This is a genomic window from uncultured Methanobrevibacter sp., assembly GCF_947170395.1.
In the GTDB taxonomy this organism is placed as follows: Archaea; Methanobacteriota; Methanobacteria; order Methanobacteriales; family Methanobacteriaceae; genus Methanocatella.
This window is the reverse complement of record NZ_CAMVTE010000002.1, coordinates 105,925-120,713: the sequence shown is the minus strand read 5'-3', so window position 1 is coordinate 120,713 and position 14,789 is coordinate 105,925. Positions and strand designations below refer to the sequence as shown.

At 37.8% G+C, this 14,789-nt stretch carries 16 protein-coding genes; 6 read left to right on the top strand and 10 right to left on the bottom strand.

Annotated features, from left to right (window positions below; all coding sequences use genetic code 11):
- Positions 1-114 precede the first annotated feature (114 nt).
- Positions 115-969 (top strand): phosphoserine phosphatase, encoded by an 855-nt coding sequence (locus tag Q0W04_RS01215; protein WP_298499200.1) that lies wholly within the window; start codon positions 115-117, stop codon positions 967-969.
- Here Q0W04_RS01215 and Q0W04_RS01210 read toward each other — a convergent pair.
- The 3 genes from Q0W04_RS01210 to Q0W04_RS01200 form a co-directional block, all read right to left on the bottom strand.
- The gene (locus Q0W04_RS01210) at positions 966-1,247 is read right to left on the bottom strand and encodes a zinc ribbon domain-containing protein (protein WP_298499197.1); all 282 of its coding nucleotides are present in this window, start codon (positions 1,245-1,247) and stop codon (positions 966-968) included. The two genes, Q0W04_RS01215 and Q0W04_RS01210, sit on opposite strands and share 4 nt — an antisense overlap.
- A 54-nt stretch (positions 1,248-1,301) precedes the next feature.
- Entirely contained in the window at positions 1,302-2,531 is a 1,230-nt protein-coding gene (locus Q0W04_RS01205) for a bifunctional 5,6,7,8-tetrahydromethanopterin hydro-lyase/3-hexulose-6-phosphate synthase (protein WP_298499203.1), read from the bottom strand.
- Positions 2,532-2,597: 66 nt separating this feature from the next.
- Positions 2,598-4,421, bottom strand: coding sequence for a threonine--tRNA ligase (locus Q0W04_RS01200; RefSeq protein WP_298499194.1), 1,824 nt, complete (start codon positions 4,419-4,421; stop codon positions 2,598-2,600).
- A gap of 96 nt (positions 4,422-4,517) precedes the next feature.
- Between Q0W04_RS01200 and cfbB the strand changes: the two genes are divergently transcribed.
- Together cfbB and Q0W04_RS01190 are read left to right on the top strand one after the other, a co-directional pair.
- On the top strand, positions 4,518-5,867 hold the full coding sequence (gene cfbB, locus Q0W04_RS01195) for a Ni-sirohydrochlorin a,c-diamide synthase (RefSeq protein WP_298499191.1): 1,350 nt from the start codon (positions 4,518-4,520) through the stop codon (positions 5,865-5,867).
- A complete protein-coding gene (locus tag Q0W04_RS01190) occupies positions 5,803-6,930 on the top strand; it encodes an oligosaccharide repeat unit polymerase family protein (protein WP_298499188.1) in 1,128 nt (375 codons plus the stop codon). Before cfbB ends, Q0W04_RS01190 begins: the two co-directional genes overlap by 65 nt.
- Here Q0W04_RS01190 and Q0W04_RS01185 read toward each other — a convergent pair.
- Positions 6,916-7,821 (bottom strand): restriction endonuclease, encoded by a 906-nt coding sequence (locus Q0W04_RS01185; protein WP_298499185.1) that lies wholly within the window; start codon positions 7,819-7,821, stop codon positions 6,916-6,918. The two genes, Q0W04_RS01190 and Q0W04_RS01185, sit on opposite strands and share 15 nt — an antisense overlap.
- Positions 7,822-8,121: 300 nt before the next feature.
- Here Q0W04_RS01185 and surE point away from each other — a divergent pair, with 300 nt between their 5' ends.
- Positions 8,122-8,898: a 5'/3'-nucleotidase SurE gene (gene surE, locus Q0W04_RS01180; RefSeq protein WP_298499182.1), complete on the top strand. Its 777-nt coding sequence runs from the start codon at positions 8,122-8,124 to the stop codon at positions 8,896-8,898.
- 5 nt (positions 8,899-8,903) lie between these two features.
- Here surE and Q0W04_RS01175 read toward each other — a convergent pair whose 3' ends face one another.
- Positions 8,904-9,047, bottom strand: coding sequence for a hypothetical protein (locus Q0W04_RS01175; RefSeq protein ID WP_165814077.1), 144 nt, complete (start codon positions 9,045-9,047; stop codon positions 8,904-8,906).
- A 75-nt stretch (positions 9,048-9,122) separates the two neighbouring features.
- Here Q0W04_RS01175 and Q0W04_RS01170 point away from each other — a divergent pair, with 75 nt between their 5' ends.
- Positions 9,123-9,329, top strand: a complete 207-nt coding sequence (locus Q0W04_RS01170) for an LSM domain-containing protein (protein ID WP_298499179.1) — start codon at positions 9,123-9,125, stop codon at positions 9,327-9,329.
- Positions 9,330-9,333: 4 nt separating this feature from the next.
- Here the strand turns inward: Q0W04_RS01170 and Q0W04_RS01165 are convergent, their stop codons facing one another.
- Both Q0W04_RS01165 and ilvC read right to left on the bottom strand, forming a co-directional pair.
- Positions 9,334-10,338, bottom strand: a complete 1,005-nt coding sequence (locus tag Q0W04_RS01165; protein WP_298499177.1) for a methanogenesis marker 12 protein — start codon at positions 10,336-10,338, stop codon at positions 9,334-9,336.
- Positions 10,339-10,397: 59 nt separating this feature from the next.
- Complete coding sequence (gene ilvC / locus Q0W04_RS01160; RefSeq protein WP_298499174.1) at positions 10,398-11,390, bottom strand: ketol-acid reductoisomerase; 993 nt, start codon at positions 11,388-11,390, stop codon at positions 10,398-10,400.
- 234 nt (positions 11,391-11,624) lie between these two features.
- Here ilvC and Q0W04_RS01155 point away from each other — a divergent pair, with 234 nt between their 5' ends.
- Entirely contained in the window at positions 11,625-12,005 is a 381-nt protein-coding gene (locus Q0W04_RS01155) for a hypothetical protein (protein WP_298499171.1), read from the top strand.
- A gap of 21 nt (positions 12,006-12,026) precedes the next feature.
- On the opposite strand, the gene Q0W04_RS01150 is transcribed toward Q0W04_RS01155, so the two are convergent.
- The 3 genes from Q0W04_RS01150 to Q0W04_RS01140 are packed head-to-tail and all read right to left on the bottom strand — an operon-like array spanning position 12,027 to position 14,737.
- Complete coding sequence (locus Q0W04_RS01150; protein ID WP_298499168.1) at positions 12,027-12,554, bottom strand: carbonic anhydrase; 528 nt, start codon at positions 12,552-12,554, stop codon at positions 12,027-12,029.
- A gap of 2 nt (positions 12,555-12,556) precedes the next feature.
- Positions 12,557-13,042 (bottom strand): acetolactate synthase small subunit, encoded by a 486-nt coding sequence (gene ilvN / locus Q0W04_RS01145; protein WP_298499165.1) that lies wholly within the window; start codon positions 13,040-13,042, stop codon positions 12,557-12,559.
- Positions 13,043-14,737, bottom strand: a complete 1,695-nt coding sequence (locus tag Q0W04_RS01140) for an acetolactate synthase large subunit (RefSeq protein ID WP_298499162.1) — start codon at positions 14,735-14,737, stop codon at positions 13,043-13,045.
- Positions 14,738-14,789: the final 52 nt, after the last annotated feature.

Below are 14,789 nucleotides of genomic sequence, written 5' to 3'. Positions count from 1 at the left end.
TTCAAAACTAATTTTCATCAAAAAATTTCAAATCAACAAAGTTTTTGAAAGAGTCGCAATTTATAGGTAAATATATAATAATAAAGATACATAACATAAATTGAGGATTTAAATATGAAAGTTGGTAAAGGTATTGTAAAAAAATATTCAAGGGAGTATAACAGGACCCTGAAAAACGGGGAGAGAAAAAAATACACAACAGAACAGATACAAATTACAGTGCCAAAACATGAAGACATCTACCAAAACAAAGAAGAAGTATTAATTATTCCTCAAGCAGAAATTGAAAATTTTAAAAGTATAGAGGAAGAAAATCAAGCATTGAAAATAGCTAATTATTTACATGTCGAGGAAGTGAGGAAATTGGAAAAGCAACTAGAAGAAAATTTAAACCCATCCACTCTAGAGTTTCAAAATGAAATTGAACAGTTGAAAGCCGAACTTGCTCAAAGAAACAGTGATTTGGCTGAAATGGAAACAAAATTCAATTCCTTGCATGAAAACAACCTCAATGACTTGAAACATGAAAACACTCTCATCAAAGACAAGCATTCAAAACTCATTATTGAAAACGAAAACCTCAAAACCAAATTCGTTAATATCAAAACCGAAAACGAAAATTTGAAAACCAAATATTCAAGCATAAAAGAGGAAAACAAGAATCTCAAAACAAAATGTTCCAGCCTAAGGGAAGAACATTCTTCAATTAAGGAAAGCTACAACAAGGTAAGCAGCAAATACGATCAGCTTAAACAGGAAAATCTCAATACAAAAACCAGTTATGCTGAAATGTATGAGCTCAATGAAGACCTCGAAAAGGATTACGATTCCCTGCGTGTTGAATACAACGATTTGGTTGACAAATACAATGCTTTAGAAGAGGAGCTATATAACATTAAAAACAGTAAAACCCACGATGAGTATATAGCCAACAAAGTAAGGGAATTTATTTTAAAAAGCAGAAGCTAAAGAGTTTTGTAGTCATCCTGGAATTCAGGATTCCATCTTTTCAATCCCGGAATGAACATTGCGGTTATGCCTGTAGCCTGGGTTTCAGCCAATCTTGGATTTTTCTCCATCATTTCTTTTGTTTTTCTAACGATCATTTCATTCAGGGTTATGTCAGGTTCTGTGTATTGTCCGTCCTGAAAGCAGTCCTTACAGAATTCAGGATTCAGACTTCCGTCCTTATTTGTTCCATAATCTTCTTTTACAATCGGTCTGCCGCATGAATTGCAAAATCCCATAATAAAAAACTCCTTTTAAAAAAAAATAGTAAATAAATTAGAAATTAATCTAATCTATTTTTCAGAAATGTTTTCGTCTTCATCCATTGCAAGTCTCATGTTGTCAGGATCCGGTGCAAAGTGTGCCAGGAAGTCTTGTGCGGATCTTCTTACATCTCTTGAACCGATGATGTATCTGCCTGCAATGATGATGTCTGCGCCTTTGTCGATTGCTTCTTCGACGTTTTCTGGAGTAATTCCACCAGCTACAGCTACAAGGCTGCCGGTGATTTCTTTGATTTTCTTGATGTTACCCCATTCGGTCATTTCACTGGTGTCTCCACCGTGTTCCTTAATCCAGGTTTCCAAGTCGACATTTCTGTGTAACAGTACTATATCCGGTTTTAAGTCTTCAGGCAATGCGGACAGTTTTTCTTCAAAGTCTTTTACGTTCATCATATCAAGGATGGAGTAAATACCTTGTTTTTGAGTTTCATGAATGGCCTTTTGAATAGATTCTAAAGTACCGAGACCGGAAATTGCCACAGCGTCTGCGGTTTCGTCAGCTGCCATTTTGACTTCCACACGACCGACGTCTAAAGTTTTCAAATCAGCAATGATGAATGCGTCTGGGCGCAATTCTCTGATTTTTCCAACAACGCCAACACCGAATTTTTTAACAAGAGGAGTTCCTGCTTCAATGAGCACTCTTTCCTTATTAGGCAAGTCTGCGAGAATTCTTTCTACAGCATCCAAGTTGTCTAAGTCAAGTGCAACCTGCAAGTAAGGCGGAGCCCAAAGTCTTTGTACTCTGAATCCCATGATTGGGTGAGTTCCACGGTCTTTTTCTGCAAGTACCTTTTCGATGGATGGGTATCCTTCCATTGCTCTTCTGATAGCCAATTTGGTTGCTCCGTAATTGTATTGGTATATTTTTCTGAAATCCTTTGCAGACGGATCGATAAATACACTTACGTTAATGACAATATCTTCGACTATATCTTTTGGAATGTAACCGTCTTCCACTGCATCAGCCACTGCTCTTGCAACAGCGGTTTGTGCAGGTCCGAATATTTTACTTGCATCTTCTAAATCACCAACAGTTACTTTAGGAATAATTAAAGTAGCTGGTTTGGTCATTAAATTAGGTCTAATTACACTTGTTAAAGGAGTGTGGCCTACGGAAAGGTTAGATAAACCGTTAGCGAATGCTTGACCAACAGGTCCGAATTTATCGCCTATTAATAAATCAACGTGTGCTAATTCAGGGCCGTCTCCAATAAGAGCTTCTCCTATTCTATACATTGGGTCCATTAAATTTCCTCCGTTATATAATAACATTTTATAATTTATTTTTATTGATAAATATAATTATTGGAAGTTAATCCTTCTTGAAATATCCTTAGGCAAAGGCAGTTTTCTGAAAGGTTTTCCTTCGCATTTCTGATTGATTTCAGCTATAAGTTCATCGGCTGTCATATCGACTTTCTCACCGGTTTCACGTACGGTTACCTGGAATTTGCCTGTTTCCATTTCCTTGTCTCCGACGACAAAAATGTATGGAATCCATTCTTTAGCTGCGTTTCTGATTTTTTTACCGACACTTTCATCCCTGTCGTCAATGTCCACACGGATGTTTGAAGCGTTGATTTTGTCATACAGTTCATTTGCAAATTCCTCATGGGCATCACCAACTGTGAGAATTCTTGCCTGAATTGGGCTTAACCAGGTCGGCAACATTGGAGAGCGTTCGTTAATTTCAATCGCTGTTTTTTCAAGCATTGCGCATAAAACCCTTTCGATACTTCCGGTTGGGGAAGTGTGCAATATGGTTGGATTGTGCTGTTTGCCGTCTTCACCCAGGTAAGTGATATCGAATCTTTTACCGCTTTCAACGTCGATTTGGACTGTCGGGTTTTCAATAGGACGGCCCAATGCGTCAATGTTTGCCAGATCTATTTTGCATACCCAGTAGTGATGTCTTTCAGGCAATATTTCCAAAAGAATAGGCTTATTGAATTTGCGGGCTATATCATACATCCATTCCTCGTTTTCTTCAAAGAAATCCTGGGTTGCTCTAAAGATTACTTCAAAGTCCAGATTCAAATCCTTACCGGTTTGCATACACATGTCGGTTTGAGCGGAAAACTCTTGTAAAGATGACGGCACATCACAGCAGAATGAGTGACAGTCAGGCATGGTAAATGCTCTTAATCTTTTAAGACCGACAACTTCGCCTTTTTTCTCATAACGGAAACTGTACCTGGTCAATTCAAAAATCTTGGCCGGGAAATTTTTCCAGGTCAGATATGAATCAGACATTAATCTGAATGCACCGAAACAGGCTGCAAATCTAAGCATTAAGTTCTTTTTTGTGTCGGTTCTGTATTGTCTTTCACCAAACTTGTATGCATGTTCATAAATTGCCTGGTTATCCAAATCATAGAAAATTGGAGTTTCAACAGGCATCGCTCCACGTTCAACAGTCAGGTCATAAACGTAATCCGCAAGCAAATCTCTGATCAGTTTTCCTTTAGGATACCATCTGAGGTTTCCGACATCGGAAGCAGGCTCATAGTCACAGATTTCCTTTTCCCTCATCAGTTTGACGTGAGGAGGTTCGCCTTCATCTGATGCGCCACACCCGAGTTCATAGTCGACAAGCTGTTTGAAAGCCCTGTTGTCAAAGTTAAAGTCTTCGATTTGTGTGATTTTGTCACCTTCAAGAATCTGCCAGGTTGAAGGTTTTCGCTCAACTTTCTCTTCCTGTTTTTCAGCAGTTATTGTTCTTGAAAGTTCACTTAGAGGGTGACCTTTACAGGAAATCTCAAATGCCTTATACCATCCGAAAGGTACTCTTTTAACGGTCAAATCTTCAGCAAGCAAAGCCTCTTCAGCGCTTTTTAATATTTCAACAGCCACTTTTGGAGAGCTTAATGATGAAGACAAGTGAGCATACGGATATAATACGATATTTTCAGCCCTGACCTGATCATTAGCTTTTTTAACTTCGCTGACTAAATTTTCAACAATGCCTTCCGGATTATTTTCATCTTCTTTTTCAACAGCTGTAAATACAACCAAAGAATCGTCAAATGAGCCTTCTTTTTTGGCCTCTTCAATTTCTTCAGCTACAGGTGTCTTATTCTTTACATTGTAATTTAAATAATCAGAATGAATTAGTAAAATTCTCATTTAACCACCATATATTATGATTTAAATTTTATTTTTAATATTATATAAAAATAGCTAATGTTAAAATTTAATATAATCTAATTACAAAGTATTATTATGAGAATTATTTTAGCGGGAACTGGCAGTGCAGTCGGAAAAACAACAATAGCTACCGGAATAATGAAAGCGTTAAGTGAAAAGTACAATGTACAGCCATTCAAAGTGGGACCTGACTATATCGACCCGTCCTACCACACATTGGCTACCGGAAACACTTCAAGAAACCTGGATTCCTTTTTCATGAAGGAAGGTCAGGTAAGAGACTCATTTCTTAAAGGTATGAAGGGCAAAGACATAGCCGTTATAGAAGGTGTAAGAGGCCTTTATGAAGGAATAGATTCAATAAACGATATCGGAAGCACTGCATCGGTTGCCAAATCCCTTAAAGCTCCCGTCATTTTAATAATCAACTCACGAAGTCTGGTAAAAAGTGCCGCCGCTCTGGTCATGGGATTCAAGGCATTGGACCCGGAAATAAACATTGCAGGAGTAATCCTGAACAAAGTAAAAAACAAAGCGCACTATGAAAAGACCAAAAGATCCATTGAGGAGCTCACGGACACCGAAGTAATCGGCGGAATCGTTCGTGACGACAACATTTCAATAGAGCAGAGGCATTTGGGTCTTGTTCCTGCCGTCGAGAGGGAAAATTCATTGAAATTCATTGACATCTGGTGCGAAACAATAAAACAGTCCATCGACCTAGATAAATTAATTGAAATAGCAAAAAGCGCACCGAAAATCACCTCAGAGCTTATCCCAATCTGGAACAAGATAAACAAACAGCCCGTTAAAATCGGAGTGGCATTCGATGAGGTGTTCAATTTCTACTATAAGGAAAACATTGAATCTTTGGAGGCGAACAATGCCAAAATCGAATATTTCTCACCTCTAAAGGATGAAAACCTGCCGGATGTTGACGGACTCTACATCGGCGGAGGATACCCTGAGCTCTTTTCAAAACGTCTCGCAGAAAATGAAAATATGCTTAAAGATATCAAGCAGTTCCACCTTGAAGACCGCCCGATATTTGCCGAATGTGGCGGTTTAATGTATCTTATGAATTCCATCCACGAAGACATGGTTGTAAATGTATATCCCTACAAGTCAGTTTTGACAAAACGTGTCCAGGCACTGAAATATACCATTGCCGAGGTAACCTGCGACAACATCATCTCCAAGAAAGGCGAAAGGTTCAACGGACATGAGTTCCACTACTCAAAGGTAATTGTGGATGACCTGAAACATGATATGGCATTCAAAATATTAAGGGGAAAAGGCTCATATAACCAGCAGGACGGATTCATGGAACGAAACACCCTTGCAAGCTATGTCCACACCCATGTGGCTGCAATGCCTGACTTTGGAGGAAACCTTGCAATCTCATCACGTGAACTTGAAGGATAGGATGAACCTTAAAGAAACTGACCTTTTTCAGCCGCTGATAGTGGTCGTTGCCATCCTTGCGTTTCTGGCAATGGGCTATATCGGATCGTTCAACTACAGATTTGAAGACCCCCTTGATTTGGAAGTGATTTTGACAATACTGTTTGCATGTCTGGCGTTTATGGCAGGCCTTGCTATCGTGAAGTTCAAAGTCAAAGTGGAAAACATTAAAAAAACAGATTTTTTATCTGAAAAATTGCTTGTCATTTGCGTTTTGATAGCCTTAATCCTGCAGGCAGTTAATCTGATTTTGATAGGCGGAATACCTCTTTTCAACAGCGTTTTAAAATCGAATGCAACCACAAACATCTGGAGAGTAGCTTATCCTCTGTTTTTAATAATGATCAACGTTCTTCTTGCAAAATACTATGACAGGAAATATCTTCTGCTGGTTGTTTTGGGTGCGGTGATATTTGCCCTTAACGGCTACAGGACTTCCGTTCTGGGAATTTTGGCCAGCGCATTCATTACCCTCTATTATCTGGGCAGAATCTCAAAAAAAGTGGGAATTGCATTTGTTGCGGCAATAATCATCACTGTTATGGCAATCGGCTATATTGCATCTCAATCAATCGCAACCCAGCAGTGGACATTAAATCCCATCGAATTGGTATTCTACAGAGCAGGATTTACGCTAGAGGTATTTGAAAGGATATTGCCTTTGGCCGGCACCACACACGGCCACATCCTAAGCATGATTTTTTCATCAGGAAGTCCAAGAACATTTGTTGGTCAATATGTATTATCAGATAACGTATGTCTGACATCAACCCTGTTCGGACCTGTAATGCTTGATTTTGGCCTAATCGGCCTTGCAGTTCAAATGTTATTCATGGGACTGTTCTTGGGTATGATGGATAAAATAAAAAAAGGAATCGGTATCGGCATTTATTCAATAATTCTAACACACACGTTGATTTGGATAGAAACCGGGCCGACCGACATCATGATTTGGTTTTTGTATCTGATAGGATTTGTCTTAATAGCGATTAATTTCACTCATATCAATCTAAACAAAGATTAATATGATCAATATTACCAGTGAAATGAAGAATATGAATGTTCCTTTGATTACAAAGTCACTGTTTCTTTCCGTGTATAGGGAAAGACCGTAAGACAGAAGTAACGCCACAATCATCTCAATCATTCCCGCAACTCCGGCATCAACACCTAAAAGGTTTCCGAAAATAAATGCAAGAGCATAGGAAATCACAACTACCATTATGATTAATATGATAGGGTTATTGATTAATGTAAATATTAACGATCCGTAATCCCGGCGATTGGAATATGAATCATAGTTGTAGAGATTTGTTTGGGTTTGTCGAATGCCGCCTGAAGGTTTGAATCTGTTTAAAAGGGATGATACGGAACCTATTCTAGGCTCATCCACCTGCCTGTACAATGAACTCTTGTAGACATGAGGATTTGCATCACGTCTCTGCATGATATATTCCATGTCTGAAGCATCATAGCCTTCATAACCCGGATATTCCTCCTCAATATATGCGGATGCGCCCCCGTCATAAGGGGTGTTATCCAAAGTGGTTTGAGAAGTGGTATCCTGATATCTCTTAGCCATTTCAAGCAGATTGTCTCTGTCTACCAGTTTTATGTTTTTCCTAAGCGCATAGTTCTTTGCCTGATTGGAAAAATAGGAAGAGGAAACAATAGTTACCTTGGATGCTTTAATACTTTGCTGAACATCTTCCATTTCCTTAAGGACATCTACACCAATTTCAAAGTCTTTGTCATAGTTTTTGCATGCTACAACAACACCAAAATCGCCTATTGTTGTTGGCAATACAGCATATATGTCTATGACTTTCTGTGAGGTTTTAAAGTTCTTGTATACTTTGAAACCGGAGTCCTCCATTACCTTTGCTATAAAATTAATCAATTGTGGTTTTTCCAAGTTTCCACCCTCGTGTGTATTTTATCAATAATTTCTAATATTATATTTTATAATTAAAATTATTATTAAAGTTTTTTATGACGTGAAAAATCATTCCATTTTCTAAAATCTGAAAGCATGTAAAAAAATATTCAAGCGCAAAAAGGGATTTGACAGCTCATTTTTTGCAGTTTATGCATCATGAACCGTTTTAAAAAGAAAAAAAAGAGTAGATGATATGACCAATTAGTTTTAAAACATTCCATGTGTAAAAATCACTATCAAAAATTATTTAAAAAAAGCAATACTTTATAGTAATATATGAAAGCATTGATAAGTAACGATGATGGGATAACCGCTTCTGGAATTCTTGCTGCAAAAAAGGCGGTTGACGGTTTATGCGATTCATATGTTGTTGCTCCCGAAGTGCAGCAGAGCGGAATAGGTCATGCATTAACATTATATGAGCCATTGAGGGTAAACGAACATGCATTGAGGGATGGAAGCAAAGGCTATGGAGTAAGCGGAACCCCGACCGATGCGGTAACAATAGGTTTGTTTGAAATTATGGACGAAAGGCCCGACATAATGATTTCCGGAATAAATACCGGGTTTAATATTGGTCAGGCCGAACTTACAACATCCGGAACCCTTGGAGCTGCAATTGAAGCTGCAAGCTTTGGCATTCCAACAATTGCAATTTCAAAAGAAGTGACACAGGACCATATAAAATTCGAAAATGGGGAAAACCAGATAGATTTTGATTTCGCAGGAAAAATGCTTAAAAAATTAGCCAAAATAGTATTGAAAAAAGGATTGCCTGAAGGAATTGATCTTTTGAATGTCAATATTCCCGAAAATCCAATCAATGAAGAATTTGAGGTTGTTCATTTGGGAAAAAGAATGTATACTCCAGTAATCGATACCCGTCTGGATCCCCGAGGAAAGCCATATTACTGGATTGGCGGTGAACTGTACGAATTGGACAAGCCCGGAAGTGATGGCTACGAACTGCGTAAATCACAAAAAACTACAGTAACACCATTAAAACTTGATTTAACTTCAGATATGAGTTTGTTAAAAGAATGGTTGGATTGAAATACTTATAAGTTTAAATCTTTAAGTATTTTTTCTCTTTCTTCTCTTAATTCGTTTAAAATTTTCTCATCAGTGCATCCGTCTTTTTTTAACTGTGCTATTGTACGAGTAATAGCTTCTAAATTACTTTCTAATTGATTAATTGCCATGATATTATTTTGAACATTAAAGTATTTAAAGTTGAAACATCAATATTAATGTAGAATATTCAAGGATTTGAAAAAATGAGTTTTGATAAAGATAATGTAAACAAACTTTTTGCACAGTTTAAAAACAAGTATGTAAGTGTCGATTTGAGAGATAACAATCAAAGCGAAGGAAAAGTAGTTGCAATTGACAACTATTTGAATCTTGTCCTTGAAAATGAAAACGGCCTTGAAACCATCAAAGGCGGAAACGTCGTCTTTGTAAGTCTAAAAGAAGATAAATAGAAGTTCAGATATCAACTTCTATACCTAAAATTTCCTTTTTACCATTGAAAACATCCATCGCTATTTGGGCAGCACCGATTGCTCCGGATTCTTTTGAAATAACTTTCAATTCATATTTGTTTTTGAAATATCTGTTGATTTCATCTTCAAAGTTGAATGGTTCTTTTGCAGAACCGACAGAACCTGTAAGGACAATTCCTTCAATTTCATTTTCACATACCACATCAAGGCCTGCAATTTCCATGGCAACTGTCATAATCAGGGTATCGATAGCCAGTTTTGCCTTTTCATCACCGTTAGTATAATTTTCCAAAAGCTGATCTTTCATATTGGCTACTTTACCATCAATTTCAGCTATCTTAATAGCTCCCGCATGTGAAAAGCATCCGTTGGCAGATGCGCCATTCTCATCAATGTCTCTAAGCATTTCCAAATCGAGAGGACCGTGAACAATACCCATTGCACCAAGACATGCGTCAATAGCTCCCTTGATTTTTCCGTCCTCGATTAGGATATCCACACTGTTTGATGAAATGTCTGCTACAATAAAATTGGACCATCCTGTTTCTTTTACAGCATTATAGGAAATGCTTACCTTTTCCGGACTTGCCTGGTGAGAATAGGCCGCCCTAAACAATTCATTTAAGGAAGTAGAATCCTTGTGAAGACCGGGAATCATTATAGAATCTATGTCCAGCTGTTCCAGCTCTGAAAACACTGATGTTCCACCGCCTGTAACCTTACCGGCTCCGTTGATTGATAAGATTCCTCTGTTTTCAACATTATCTGTCGGCAGGATTTTGCTTATGCCGTCACCCATCGCATAGGTAATTGCCATCAGTTTGACATCACTAAAATCAACACGTTTTTCAAGCTCTTCTGTTGCTGAAACAAGTCCTTTTTTACTTTCCTCTCTTCCGATTTTAAAAACATCGATAACTTCGCCATCATCAGACATTATGCAAAAGGAGATTCCAGTAGTTCCATGGTCCATTCCAATAAATACCACAATAACCACACTGTATAAAAATAATTTAATAAAAAAATAGTAAAAAGGATTAAAAAGACTTAATCGTCTTTTTGTAATCCACAAGCTTTTCTTAATCTTTCACCAACAATTTCAATTTCTTTTTGACCTTCAGCTGCTCTCATTTCTTTGAGGTTAGCTCCGTTGGTTGCGTTTTCATCAGCCCATTGTTTTTTGAAGGTTCCATCCTGGATTTCTTTTAAAACAGCTTTCATACCGTCTTTTGCTTCCTGAGTAATGATTCTGTTTCCTCTGGTTAAACCACCATATTCAGCAGTGTTACTTACATCAGTCCACATTCCGGCGAAACCTTTTTCGTAAATTAAATCCACAATGAGTTTTACTTCATGACAGGTTTCAAAGTAAGCGATTTCAGGTTGGTATCCTGCTTCAACCAAAGTGGTGAACCCTGCATTGATTAATTCTGTGATTCCACCGCATAAAACGGTCTGTTCACCGAAAAGGTCAGTTTCGGTTTCTTCCTGGAAGGTAGTTTCCAAAACGCCCGCTTTGGTTAAACCGCATGCTTTTGCCATACCCAATGCAAGTTGCATTGCGTCTCCTGTTGCATCCTGCTGTACTGCTACAAGTCCAGGGATACCGAATCCTTCTTCGTAAGTTCTTCTTACCATGGATCCAGGTCCTTTAGGTGCAAACATTACAATGTTTACGGTTTCATCAGGTTTGATTAATTCAAAGTGAATGTTGTAACCGTGAGAGAAGGAAATGGTGTTTCCATCTTCAACATAAGGAGCGATTTGTTCGTTGTATACTCTTTGCTGAATTTCATCAGGAAGTAAAATGTGAATAATATCTGCTTCTTTAGCTGCGTCTTCAATGGTTTTTACAGTCATGCCATCTTCTTTTGCTACATTCCAAGAGCTACCATTTTCTCTTAAACCAACAATAACGTTAGCTCCACTATCAGCCATATTTCTGGATTGTGCTCTACCTTGGGAACCATAACCGATTACAGCAATGGTTTTTCCTTGTAAAGCATCAGTATTTACATCTGCATCGTAATACATTTTCATTTAAAATCATCTCCTATAATAATTAAGATATATAATAAAATATCACTTAATAGGTTTGAATTTCAATATTAATAAAAGTAACTTTAAAAGTGGGTAATTTCTACAAAATTAATACACACTATCACCGCAATATTGCTTTTAATTCGTAAAATTGACCTCACAAGAAAGAAAATATATAAATAAAAGACAAAATATACCCTAATTACATCTTTTAAAAAATAATTGATGTGAAAAATGAAAATCACAATAAAAAATGTCAAAAGAGCAGCAGCACCCAATAGTGAACCTCAATTTGAGAATACAAATCTTTTAAAATTAATTGGAGATAACTTCAAAATACACGGCGATAATCCTAATAAGATATATTCTTTCATCAAAAAAGATAACGAGCTTGAAAAAATCATTTTTGATTTGCCAAATTTAATTAAAAAAGAATTTCCCCACGATAAACTCCAAATTAAATTTAATGAGACAGAATTAATCTTGGAAGTGGGTATTTTCACCTCTTTTGGAGAAAAAACATCATTTGAAAAAGAGAAAAAACTGGAAAATCAATTATATGATAATTATAACTGGGATTCTGCAGACAAAATCCTGATTGTTATGGAATACTAAAAAAAATAAATGAATAGATGATTAGTAACCATCTACTAAAACTTTCAACTCACCGGTTACGATGTCGATTATAAGACCGTGCACAGGCACATCAGGAATCAACGGATGGTTTTTGATTTTTTCAACGACATTTTTGACGTTTTCCTCTTCGTCTTCAAATCCGCCAATCCATGCTGCAAGGTCATATTTTGCAATGTCCTCTTCGGCAATACCACGGGCAAGCATCTTTTCTTTTAGTGCTTCAGCATCTGCACCTGCCATACCGCATTCAGTGTGGCCTACAACAAGTACCTCTTCACAGCCCAGGTTGTAAAGCGCTGCACCGATTGATCTGATTGCATCCTCACCTACGATTGAATTTCCTGCATTTCTGACAATTTTTGCATCTCCTCTTTCAAGGCCTAATGCTGGTTCAAAAAAGTCAATCAGTCTGCAGTCCATGCATGTTAGGATAGCTAACTTCTTTTGAGCATGGTGGGACATTTCTTCGCCTTCAAAATTTTCAACAAACTTCTTATTATCTTCCAAAACGTTTTCCAATATAGTCATTTTTATACTCCCCTTGCCATTGCGGTAAGGCCGGTTCTTGAAATCTTTTTGATTCCATAACCTTTCAATAAAGATACGAATGCATTTATCTTTTCCATATCCCCAGTCAGCTCAATCATCAGTGTTTCCTCTGAAACGTCAACGATTTTTGCCCTGAAAATATTAGTATATTGCATTATTTCTGCTCTTGCCTTTTCATTAGGAATGTTAACCTTAATCAGGCACAATTCCCTCTTTACGGCATTATTAGTAATATCTTTAATCTTGATAACGTCAACCAACTTATTCAATTGTTTGGTGACCTGTTCCAGTCCTTTCTTATCGGCATGCACTGAAATAACCATACGGGACAATCCTTCCACTTCGGATTCCCCAACAGTGATGCTGTCAATGTTGAAACCTCTTCTTGTAAATAGGCCTGCCACCTTCTGTAAAACACCCGGCTTGTCTTCAACCAGTGTGGAAATAACGTGATATTCAAGAGCCATCTAAATCACATCCTTTTCAAGTTTATATTCACCAATCATCTCATTGATTCCAGCTCCAGGAGGAAGCATCGGAAGCAGTTCATCAGGATTTACAACAACATCCAGCAATATAGGTTCATTGTCTTTAATAGCTGATTTTAAAGCTTCTCTGGTCTCACCCGGTTTTGTAATTCTAACTGCATTGACGCCGAAACTTTCGGCCAATTTAACAAAGTCAGGACTGTTTCCAAGCAGTGTCTGTGAGTGTCTTTCATTATACAAGAGACTTTGCCACTGATATACCATTCCCAAAGTTCTGTTTTCTAAAACAACTGCTATAACAGGTATATCATATTCACGAACAGTGGCCAGTTCCTGACACACCATCAGAAATCCGCCGTCACCGTTTATTGAAACAACAGTATCATCAGGACAAGCTATTTTGGCACCGATTGCTGACGGGAATCCGAATCCCATAGTGCCCAGACCGCCTGAGGATATGAACTTGCGCGGTTTTTGGGTATCGTAGAAATGTGCCGCCCACATCTGATTTTGACCTACATCGGTTGTCAGGATAGATTCAGGAGTCAATACCTCTGAAATTTCCTTTATGACCGTTTGCGGTTTAAGCGGAACATCATCATAAGTTACCCTTGGAAGCAAATCCTGTTTTCTCTGTTTAATCATGTCTGACCATTTATTAACATCATCAGATGCCTTATAATCATTTAAAAGCTTATTTAATGATGACAATACGTTTCTGGCATCACCTACAATAGGCAAATCAACATCTACATTCTTGCCTATCTCAGCAGGATCTATATCAATGTGAATGACTTTAGTATCGGGAACGAAACTGTCGAGTCTGCCGGTTGTCCTGTCTGAAAACCTGATACCGATAGCTATTAACAAATCAGACTCATTTATTGAATCGTTTGATACTTTTCGCCCGTGCATGCCAAGCATTCCTAAAGCCAAATCGTCAGTCTCATCAATAGCTCCTTTACCCAATAGGGAAGTCATGACCGGAGCGTTGATTGTGTAAGCCAATTTCTTTAACTCGTAGCATGCATTGGATATGATTACACCTGCACCTGCTAAAATTAATGGTCTTTTAGCTTCTTTTATCAAATCACGAGCTTTTTTAATTTGTCTGATATTTCCTTTTGTAGTAGGATTATATCCGGGTGTCTGAATTAATGAATCGTCAAATTTTGTAAGTTCGCCTTCCTGAACCTCTTTGGGAACGTCGATTAAAACCGGTCCCGGCCTTCCTGTCCTTGCTATTTCAAAACTGGTTTTGACAATGGAAGGTATCAAATCAGGATCTTTAGGCTGATATGAATGTTTAACTATAGGCATTGTGATTCCAATAATGTCTGCTTCTTGGAATGCGTCATTTCCAATCAGATGAGTAGGAACCTGTCCGGTAATTGCCACTATTGGAGAAGAATCCATAAAAGCAGTTCCAATACCTGTTACAAGATTAGTTGCGCCCGGACCGGATGTTGCCAAACACACACCAACTTTGCCTGAAGCCCTTGCATATCCGTCTGCCGCATGAGCTGCGCACTGTTCGTGCCTGACAAGTATATGATTGATGTCCGCATCATACAGCATGTCATAGAATGGTATGGTCTGTCCGCCAGGATAACCAAATATTGTGTCTACCCCCATATTCTTGAGGGATTCTATTATCGCTTCTCCGCCTCTCATTTTAAAAACCTTTTTATATATTATACAATTAGATATGAATACAAAAATATAT

Excerpts from the sequence above, each read along its gene's own strand:
- Q0W04_RS01215 (WP_298499200.1), top strand. The coding sequence starts at position 115 with ATGAAAGTTGGTAAAGGTATTGTAAAAAAATATTCAAGGGAGTATAAC.
- Q0W04_RS01210 (WP_298499197.1), bottom strand. The coding sequence starts at position 1,247 with ATGGGATTTTGCAATTCATGCGGCAGACCGATTGTAAAAGAAGATTAT.
- Q0W04_RS01205 (WP_298499203.1), bottom strand. The coding sequence starts at position 2,531 with ATGTATAGAATAGGAGAAGCTCTTATTGGAGACGGCCCTGAATTAGCA.
- Q0W04_RS01200 (WP_298499194.1), bottom strand. The coding sequence starts at position 4,421 with ATGAGAATTTTACTAATTCATTCTGATTATTTAAATTACAATGTAAAG.
- cfbB (WP_298499191.1), top strand. The coding sequence starts at position 4,518 with ATGAGAATTATTTTAGCGGGAACTGGCAGTGCAGTCGGAAAAACAACA.
- Q0W04_RS01190 (WP_298499188.1), top strand. The coding sequence starts at position 5,803 with ATGTGGCTGCAATGCCTGACTTTGGAGGAAACCTTGCAATCTCATCAC.
- surE (WP_298499182.1), top strand. The coding sequence starts at position 8,122 with ATGAAAGCATTGATAAGTAACGATGATGGGATAACCGCTTCTGGAATT.
- Q0W04_RS01175 (WP_165814077.1), bottom strand. The coding sequence starts at position 9,047 with ATGGCAATTAATCAATTAGAAAGTAATTTAGAAGCTATTACTCGTACA.
- Q0W04_RS01170 (WP_298499179.1), top strand. The coding sequence starts at position 9,123 with ATGAGTTTTGATAAAGATAATGTAAACAAACTTTTTGCACAGTTTAAA.
- ilvC (WP_298499174.1), bottom strand. The coding sequence starts at position 11,390 with ATGAAAATGTATTACGATGCAGATGTAAATACTGATGCTTTACAAGGA.
- Q0W04_RS01155 (WP_298499171.1), top strand. The coding sequence starts at position 11,625 with ATGAAAATCACAATAAAAAATGTCAAAAGAGCAGCAGCACCCAATAGT.
- Q0W04_RS01150 (WP_298499168.1), bottom strand. The coding sequence starts at position 12,554 with ATGACTATATTGGAAAACGTTTTGGAAGATAATAAGAAGTTTGTTGAA.
- ilvN (WP_298499165.1), bottom strand. The coding sequence starts at position 13,042 with ATGGCTCTTGAATATCACGTTATTTCCACACTGGTTGAAGACAAGCCG.
- Q0W04_RS01140 (WP_298499162.1), bottom strand. The coding sequence starts at position 14,737 with ATGAGAGGCGGAGAAGCGATAATAGAATCCCTCAAGAATATGGGGGTA.